Genomic DNA, 1,398 nt, shown 5'->3' on the forward strand with positions numbered 1-1,398 from the left:
CTCACCCCATATGAATATGTCTGCAAAATATGGTCCGAGCAGCCAAAACGGTTTATCAGAGAACCGCACCATCAAAACGAGGGACTAAACACATACCCGCCGGGCTTTTCGACGAGGCGCATGACCTGGTCGCCCGCGCTCCGGGAGTAAAGATCGACTTCATCCTCGTGGTTTTCAACCCAGCCGTTGCCGACCGTATCGACGACGCCGCGGTTGAAGTTGTCCTGGAAAAGTGTGGCCGCACTCGCTGCGGTTGCACCGGCCAGAAGGCCGATGGTCAGTGCGGAGCCCAGCAGGCTCCGGATCATGCTGGTACGCATATGAAATCCCCCATAACGCCAAAGTAACGAACAGCGATACTTGCATTAAGAATTAAGCAGGAATCGTGCCACATAAGCGTTTTCAAGCGCTTGGCGAATCCAGTTCGTTTCGGTTTAGAAACTTTGTAATAAAAACCGACAGTGCGCCCGCGTGGGCCGCGCTACGGCTTGTCGGCAAAGCCCGACAGGAAGCGCGCGACGTTGCCGCCCAGATCGCCGACGGCGTAGCCGCCTTCCATGATGATCGCGGTGGGAAGATCCATCGCGGCGATGCGCGCGCCGATGGCGGCAAAGTCTTCGGTTTCGATCGCGAAGTGCGAGATCGGATCGCCCGAAAACGTATCGGCCCCGAACGAGACGACCAGAAAACGCGCGCCCCACGCCGTGATCCGCGATGCGGCGGTTTCGAGCGCGGCGAGATAGGCGTCGATCCGCGTTCCGCGCGGCATCGGGATGTTCAGCGTCGTTCCCGCGCCTTCGCCGCTTCCCGTTTCATCGGCGTGGCCCCAGTAAAACGGATAGTCGGTCGCCGGATCGGCATGGATCGAGGCGAAGAAGATATCGCCGCGCGCCTCGAAAATGTCCTGCGTGCCGTTGCCGTGATGGTAGTCGACATCGAGGATGGCGACAGGCCCCGCACCGGCGTCGTGCGCGCGCTGCGCGGCGATCGCGGCGTTGTTCAGATAGCAATAGCCGCCCAGATAATCCGCCCCGGCGTGGTGCCCCGGCGGGCGGCAGAGCGCGAACGCCGTGGGCGCGCCGCCGAGCACGGCATCGAGCGCCGTGAGCGCGGTCTGCGCCGACCAGTATGCGCCCTCCCAGCTTCCCGGCGCGATCGGGGTCGACGCGTCGAAGCTGTACTGGCCGAGCCGGGCGTCGATACGCTCCAGCGACAGTTTGCGCCGCCGCACGACCGGCCACGTATAGCCGATCGCGTCGCCCTCGCGCCCGGCCGCGAGCCATGCCGCGTGCGCGCCCTTCAGGAATGCCGCCGTATTTGGGCAGGACTTCGCCGACACTTTGACCTGTTCCTGGCCTGCCGCCGACGCGCTCGCGGCTTGCGACGGGGGCGTCGCAG

2 protein-coding genes are annotated in these 1,398 nt (G+C 63.8%); both read right to left on the reverse strand.

Annotated elements, in window-relative coordinates; translation table 11 throughout:
* Positions 1 to 71 precede the first annotated feature (71 nt).
* Positions 72 to 320, reverse strand: a complete 249-nt coding sequence (locus GGQ98_RS18060; protein ID WP_184072060.1) for a hypothetical protein — start codon at positions 318 to 320, stop codon at positions 72 to 74.
* Positions 321 to 481: 161 nt separating this feature from the next.
* On the reverse strand, positions 482 to 1,398 hold a 917-nt coding region (locus GGQ98_RS18065), incomplete at its 5' end, for a histone deacetylase family protein (RefSeq protein ID WP_184072062.1).

It is taken from the genome of Sphingosinicella soli, from assembly GCF_014199685.1.
In the GTDB taxonomy this organism is placed as follows: domain Bacteria; phylum Pseudomonadota; class Alphaproteobacteria; order Sphingomonadales; family Sphingomonadaceae; genus Sphingosinicella; species Sphingosinicella soli.

Bases quoted from the DNA above. Each gene is read 5' to 3' on its own strand.
- GGQ98_RS18060 (WP_184072060.1), bottom strand. From the start codon at position 320: ATGCGTACCAGCATGATCCGGAGCCTGCTGGGCTCCGCACTGACCATC.